General features: G+C 47.5%; 5 protein-coding genes and 1 pseudogene. All 6 read left to right on the top strand.

Features of this window, described 5'->3' with window-relative positions; translation table 11 throughout:
- The coding region (locus BM114_RS13810; protein WP_143089269.1) for a transposase at window positions 1-313 on the top strand (313 nt) is incomplete at its 5' end.
- A 55-nt stretch (window positions 314-368) separates the two neighbouring features.
- A complete protein-coding gene (locus BM114_RS13815) occupies window positions 369-3,464 on the top strand; it encodes a SusC/RagA family TonB-linked outer membrane protein (RefSeq protein WP_255406546.1) in 3,096 nt (1,031 codons plus the stop codon).
- A gap of 19 nt (window positions 3,465-3,483) precedes the next feature.
- Window positions 3,484-5,007, top strand: a complete 1,524-nt coding sequence (locus tag BM114_RS13820; RefSeq protein ID WP_092114297.1) for a RagB/SusD family nutrient uptake outer membrane protein — start codon at window positions 3,484-3,486, stop codon at window positions 5,005-5,007.
- A gap of 18 nt (window positions 5,008-5,025) precedes the next feature.
- Complete coding sequence (locus tag BM114_RS13825; protein ID WP_092114299.1) at window positions 5,026-5,712, top strand: DUF4843 domain-containing protein; 687 nt, start codon at window positions 5,026-5,028, stop codon at window positions 5,710-5,712.
- Window positions 5,713-5,724: 12 nt separating this feature from the next.
- Window positions 5,725-7,074: a PKD-like family lipoprotein gene (locus BM114_RS13830; protein WP_092114301.1), complete on the top strand. Its 1,350-nt coding sequence runs from the start codon at window positions 5,725-5,727 to the stop codon at window positions 7,072-7,074.
- Between the two features lie 84 nt (window positions 7,075-7,158).
- Window positions 7,159-7,349: pseudogene (locus tag BM114_RS13835) on the top strand (IS982 family transposase); the annotation flags it as partial.

Genomic DNA, 7,349 nt, shown 5'->3' on the forward strand with positions numbered 1-7,349 from the left:
GATAAAGGATGCATATACGCTTATTTGTAGCCTAAGATGCATATTTAGTAGCAAGGATATTAATCGGACTGCAGCAAAGGATAAACTGCATGATTGGTATCAGAAGGTCTCAGCATGCACTTTGCGTGAAGTGAAGGCTGCAAGGGATGCTATCAAATACAAGGAGGAAGAAGTACTAAACTACTTCATCAACAGATCAACTAATGCTCATGCAGAATCTCTAAACTCAAAGTTGAAAGGCTTCAGAGCACAGCTCCGTGGAGTACAAGACCTGCCATTCTTCATGTATAGAACGACGATGATCTTTGGATAACAAAATGTTATTGCCACGGATATTTGCAACTGTGCCACTATTTTGTTTCATTTTCATGTTTACCCCATCACTTTATGGTGGTTACATAGGGAGTGGTGCATGGGCTCTTACGCCTTTGCAGACAGTATCTCAGCGTGTTGATCAAGAGGGGAGAACCATCCCCCAAGTAAAAGGCCAAGTCTTCGACGACGAATCGCTGCCAGCCGTTGGTGCAGTGCTGAAAGTGGAAGGGCGCACCGATGTGATGGCGGTTACCGACGCCGACGGGCGCTTCACTATGAAGAACATAGACGAGGGCTCCATCGTTGTGGTAACTCACATGGGTATGAAAACTGCCCGCGTAAAGGTGAGCGCGACGATGACGATACGTCTTGTTGCCGATGACAAGGAGCTCGACGAAGTGGTTGTAACGGGTATGTTTAACCGCAAGAAGGAAGGCTTTACAGGTTCGGCCGTCACGATTAAGGGTGAGGATCTGAAGAAATACAGCACCAACAATGTGGTGAAGGCCTTGGCAGCCGTTGCCCCTGGATTGCGCATCATGGACAACATTGCCAATGGATCGAACCCTAATAACCTGCCCGACATGCGCATGCGTGGCGGTGCCAGCATCGAATTGGGGTCTACGAGCAGCGATGTGCTGTCGGTACAGGGCGAGTATCAAACTTATGCCAACCAGCCCCTGCTCATCATGGACGGGTTCGAAATTAATGTGCAGACGCTCACCGACCTCGACCCCGACCGTATTCTTTCCATCTCTCTGCTCAAAGATGCCGCGGCCACGGCCATCTATGGTTCGCGTGCAGCCAACGGGGTAATCATTATAGAAAGCAAGACACCGAAGCCAGGGCGTATCTGGGTGACCTACGGTGGGGAACTGCGTGTGGAGACTCCCGACCTTACAGGCTACGACCTGATGAATGCAAGCGAGAAACTCGATGCCGAACTCAAGAGCGGACTGTATACCTATGGTGGAGAGACCGTAGGCAAGTGGCAGCTCTATCAGTCGAAGTTGCGCGAGGTGCTTAGCGGTGTAGATACCTATTGGCTCGATAAACCGCTGCGCACAGCATTCCAGCAGCGTCATACCGTGACGCTCGAAGGTGGCGACGAGGCCCTGCGCTACCGCATGTACATAGGCTATAACGGATCGCCTGGCGTCATGAAAGGCAGCAACCGTGATGTGCTTACGGGCTCGCTCGACTTTCAATACCGACTGCCCAAGGTGCTTTTGAAGAACATCATCACGCTTGACAACTCTGTAGGTAACGAGTCGCCATGGGGAAGTTTCAGCGAGTATACCAAGCTCAATCCCTACCTGCGTGCCTATGATGAGAAGGGCAACATACCAAAGTATTTGGATGATTTCTCCGAGTTGCAGGGAGCAAGCCACTATCTCAACCCGATGTATAACACTACATTCCATAGTAAGGACCAGAGCAAAAACTTTGCAGTACGCGAACAGTTCAAGGTGGAATACACGCCAACAAGGGACTGGCGCTTCGAGGGAGCCTTCTCGCTGGCCAAGAGTGTGGGGCATCACGATGTGTTCAGGCCTGCACAGCACACCGCTTTCGATAATATAACCGATCCGGTGCTGCGTGGTGACTATCGTCGCAACCAGAGTGAGTCGGTGAATTGGGGATTAGACCTTACGGGAAGTTGGAACAAGCAACTGAATGACCACTACCTTACGGGCAACTTGCGCATGAGTCTTTTAGAAAACACGATGGAGACTTATGGCAATTATGTAACGGGATTCCCCAACGACAACATGGATAACTTGCTCTTTGGGCGCAAGTATAACGAGAAGGTTACAGGCCTGGAGTCGACCAACCGCTCTATAGGATGGGTGATGGCAGGCGGATATTCATATAAATATAAGTATTCGTTCGACTTCAATGTGCGTGTGGACGGATCGTCGGAGTTTGGCCGCGACAACCGTTGGGCACCGTTCTGGTCTACCGGTTTGCGCTGGGATGTGAAGAAAGAGAACTGGCTGAAGAATGCCAACTGGCTGTCAGACTTCGTGATTCGTGCCACCTATGGTACCACAGGCTCACGAGGCTTCGACCCTTATCAGGCACATGGCTACTACACTTACTCCAATCTGCTGCTGCCTTACTATTCGTCTGATGCAACCGGTTCGGAGATTTTGGCCATGCACAACGAGAACCTGAAGTGGCAGACCACCCATAGTGCCAATCTCGGAGTGGAGCTGGGATTCCTCAATGGGCGCATTACAGCCCGTATGGACTATTACCGCAAGACCACGAACAATACTATTACGCAGGTAACTCTTGCCCCGTCTATAGGATTCGGCAGTTACCCGGAAAATGTAGGTAAGGTAGAGAATAGGGGTATGGAGTTCAACCTTTCGTTTATACCATATCGCGACAATGCCCACCAGGCATACTGGACCGTGACGCTGAACGGATCGCATAACACCGACAAGCTGGTGGAAATTTCAGAGGCGATGAGGCATATCAATGAGTATAATGCGGCACATATCACCAACAGGCCTTTGCCTCGTTTCGAGGAGGGACAGTCGCTGTCGCGCATTTGGGTGGTGCGTTCTCTCGGCATCGACCCTGCTACGGGCGACGAGATATTGATGCGTCGTAACGGTGAGATGACCAGTTATATCAACTGGAATGCGGTAGACATTGTGCCTATAGGCAATACAGAGCCCAAATGGCAGGGACATATCAACAGTTCATTTACCTATCAGGGATGGGGACTCGACCTAAGTTTAAGCTATCGCTTTGGTGGTCAGGTGTACAACCAGACTCTATTAGATAAGGTAGAGAATGCCGACTTGAGGTATAACAGCGACCGCCGTGTGATGCAGTTGCGCTGGCAGAAGCCAGGCATGCAGTCGCAGTTTATGAAACTTACGCCGTATGGCCGCGGTACAAAGGCTACCTCGCGCTTCATCATGGATGAGAATGTGCTCCAAGGAAGTTCCTTGACATGCTACTATCGTATGGACAGGCGCAATAGTGGGTGGATTAAGAAGGCAGGGCTCACCTCGGCTAAGGTGGCACTCAATGTGGAAGACTTTTTCTATCTCTCTACTGTCAAGCGTGAGCGTGGACTCGACTATCCTTTCTCCAGGCAGTTTACTTTCTCTCTTAACTTAGGATTCTAAATAAAATATCAACCCAATTATGAAACACATCATAAAATATATACTTTGGGGCTGTGTGGCATTGGGCTTCACTTCATGCAACGATTGGCTCGATGTAGCGCCCAAGACCTCTATTCCTATGGACAAGCAGTTTGCATCGGAGTCGGGGTTCAAGGATGCTCTTACTGGTATCTATCTCAAACTGGGCACAACAGTACTGTATGCAGGCGACATGAGTTATGCCTATCTTGAGGAGATGGCTGGCCAGTACGACAATTATCCTAGCCATAACACTAATATGGTTTATCACCAGGGATTCGTTTTTGACTATGAAAAGGAGTTCCTCGATAAAAGGGAAGGCATCTATTCTGAGATGTACAACATCGTGGCCAACATTAACAATCTGTTGGAATATCTCGAGAAAAAACGCGATATAGTGACGACAGAGCATCTGTATGGTACGATGAAGGGTGAGGCATTGGCCTTGAGAGCCTTTGTGCATTTCGACTTGTTGCGCCTATATGGGCCTATTTACCAGCAGCATCCTGATGCCAAGGCCATTGCCTATCGTACTGTATACGACCGTAATGCCACCAGCATATTGCCGGCACGTGAGGTCTTGCAGCTTATTATCAAGGATTTGAAGGAGGCTGAAGAGTTACTAAAGAAAGACGACCCGCTCGATTTTCGTACCGACCGCAGCTCGGAAGAGTATGAGAATGGAAATCATTTCCTTGTAAACCGCGAATACCGCATGAACCTCTATGCCGTAAAGGCGATACTGGCACGCGCATACTGTTATGAGAACAGTGCAGAAAGTCGCACCCTTGCGGTGAAATATGCCAATGAGGTCATTAACTCTGGCAAGTGGTCGCTGCTTGCTCAGCAGAACCTTAACAAATATAACTCTATCCGTTACGAAGAACAGATATTTGGTGTGAGCGTAAACGAGATGGGGAATTTGCTGGCAGACAATGGCATGGATATGGAGAGCACATCGCTCAACCATCATTTCTACACAGATGCAGAGCATTTTAACCAAATATATGAGTTTGGTGGAGGTGATGCCGGGCATGTCGGACAGAGTGACTGGCGCAAAGACGGGCAAGCCTTTGGTAAGGATGACTCGGCAGAACATTATTTCTGTCGTAAATTCAATCAAAAGGGAATGGAGTACTATATGGGTGTCAACACCATGCCGCTGATACGTCTGCCAGAAATGTATTACATCGTGGCAGAATGCGCATCGTCGGCCGAAGAGAGTGTGAAAGCGCTCAATACCGTGCGCTCGGCACGCGGTATAGCCATAGCCGATGAGATTACGACGGTAGGCTATGATGCTCCTGACAACCTTTCGAAGGAAGCACCTAGGTATACCAAGCGTATCAATGAAATCATGAAAGAGGTGCGCAAGGAGTATTTTGGAGAAGGGCAACTATTCTTCTTCTTGAAGTCTCATGCGTATGAGTGGTATCTTGGTGCAGAACTCAAGAATATGAGCGAAGCGCAGTATAAGATGCCATTGCCTGACAATGAGCATGTTTTCGGGAAGACATCAGATTAAACAATCAATGTTATAACAATGAAGAGATACTTATTTTTTGCAATTATACTCGTGGCTTGCTGGCTAGTGTCGGCCTGCCAACAGAACGAGATAGAGTTTTATGACCAGTCGCCTCGTCTCAACTTCGACCGTCATACGGAGGTGGTAAGCTTTGCCGACAGCGACTATGTTCGCAATACACAGTTCAAAAAAGTGACATTCCATGTGGTTTTGCAGGGTAATATGCTGAAGGAAAAGCGTTCATTCGTCGTAAAGACCGCACGCGACACAACCTTCAAGACAGATGTAGAGATGGAACTTGAGAAAAGCTATGTATACTCGGCTATAGATACTGTAGCTCAAAGCTATGACTTCAAGGTGATGCGTCCTAAGGATGTGCGTACAGGTAGAACGGAGTATGGCAGCTTCCTAGAGTTTGATACCAGCAATCCAATCAACCAGTTTGACCGTGGTTTAGAAGAGAGTCAGCGCCTTTTGGTAACGGTAAGATGGGAGTTAAGGCCATCTAGTTGGGAAGATTGGCAGTTTGGTACATATAGTGATGCCAAGTATCTTTACATCATGGATTTATTGCATCATACCTATGATGAGATAGAGAGTGACGAAGAGATAGAAAAAGTGAAAGAAACTTACAAGAAGTATATAGAAGATGGAAACACTCCAATTTTGGATGAAGAGGGCAATCCTATCAACTTTGAAAATTAAGGAGGAATAACTATGAAGAGACTTCATATAATATATAATGTGTTGGCGGGACTGGCCATGATGCTGTTGGCAACTGCTTGTTATGAAGATTTAGGGCATTATGATTACCATGATGTAAACATGGTGGATGTGCAGATTCCCGAAACCAAGGTTCGCATGCCTAAGGAAGAGGCCGTAGTGGTAGCAGTAGAACCTGTTATCTCGCAGACTATAGCTGCTAAAGAGGAGAATCTCGTTTACCACTGGATGCGTCTGATGGCAGAGAAGACCGTTGGCTCGGAGAATGTGGCCGACTATGAGCCATATTCAGAGGGAAAGGTTTGTAATGTGAAGGTAGAACCTTACGAACCTTCCGATGTGGGATTGCTGCTTATAGTTGAAGATACAAAGAATGGAACGAAATGGTATAAGGTGGGTAAGGTTTCAGTAGTGAAACCTTACAATCCATGCTGGTTTGTGCTTCAGGAGCAAGATGGCAAGGGTGTTCTGGGTGCTATCGAGGGTACACCAGGCAGCTTTTTCACATGGCCCGATGTGTTCGGGAAAGAGTTTGGCGAGCCATTCCCCTTGAAAGGTAAGCCTATTGCATTGAGTACGCGTCATGCTTATGGCAATAGCGATGCTGCCTCGATGTTTGGTTTCTTCGGCTTTACGGCTAATCCTGCGATGATGCTTGTAAGCGAAAGCGATATTGCATGTTATACACCAAGTACTCTGTCTTCAAAGTGGACTACGGAGTCTATTCTGTATGGGCCAACTCTTCAAGGCACACCTATAAAGATTACCCAATATAAGATGGGAGTTGCCGGTGAATGGCTTATCAATGACGGCAAAAATTACTTCTCTCACATGGATGGCTTCTGTATGCCTTACTCTTTGCGCTTGGACGATAACGAGGTGAACATCACGGCTTATGGTAGTTCGCATAGCTGGGCTTACTTCTACGATGCAGGCAACCATAGGTTCCTTCGCCGTAATGTTTTAAGCACAGGCGACTTCATGTCGGGTACACCGCGTTCCACCATGAGTATGCGAAAGTATGGCAGTACATGGAACGATCATCCCGTTTCTCTTCAGACTATTGACTCTGAGGGCGAGATACCCAATAAATTCGATCCCAATGCCATTGATGCTGATCTTGTTATGCGCGACATCGTAAGTGGTGGTGCATATGGCGAATTTGTCTATGGTGTGGCTTCGGTGGGTAATACCAACCAGCTTTCTATCTTCAGATTCAGCGACCATGAGGGTGAAGCAGAGTGTGCTGCGGTATATAATGTAACCCTGCCTTCAGAAGTAAAGATAGAGCAGGCACGCTTTGCGGCCTCTTATGCCTACAGTAATTACGCGAGTTCGGGATAAGAAAAGCATTATAAAAGTTGGTAATCTCGCCAATATTTTGTACCTTTATAGGTGAAAATCAACAAGTTACAAAACAACCAAGCGATGATTACCAAGGACAAAGTTACAGAAATTTTCTGTATTATCGATGAGTTTGACAAGAATTTGAATGCAGAACTGGCCCAAAACCTCCCATTGCCCTCTCATGATGGCGATGGGAAGCGCTACCGTAACCGCAAGGGCAGGCTATCCGAGAGTGAGATTATGACAATCTTGGTATGCTACCATTTCGGTAC

This window comes from Prevotella sp. KH2C16 (genome assembly GCF_900113305.1).
Lineage (GTDB): Bacteria > Bacteroidota > Bacteroidia > Bacteroidales > Bacteroidaceae > Prevotella.

Coding starts and splice junctions, on each gene's coding strand:
- BM114_RS13820 (WP_092114297.1), top strand. CDS start 3,484: ATGAAACACATCATAAAATATATACTTTGGGGCTGTGTGGCATTGGGC.
- BM114_RS13830 (WP_092114301.1), top strand. CDS start 5,725: ATGAAGAGACTTCATATAATATATAATGTGTTGGCGGGACTGGCCATG.
- BM114_RS13825 (WP_092114299.1), top strand. CDS start 5,026: ATGAAGAGATACTTATTTTTTGCAATTATACTCGTGGCTTGCTGGCTA.
- BM114_RS13815 (WP_255406546.1), top strand. CDS start 369: ATGTTTACCCCATCACTTTATGGTGGTTACATAGGGAGTGGTGCATGG.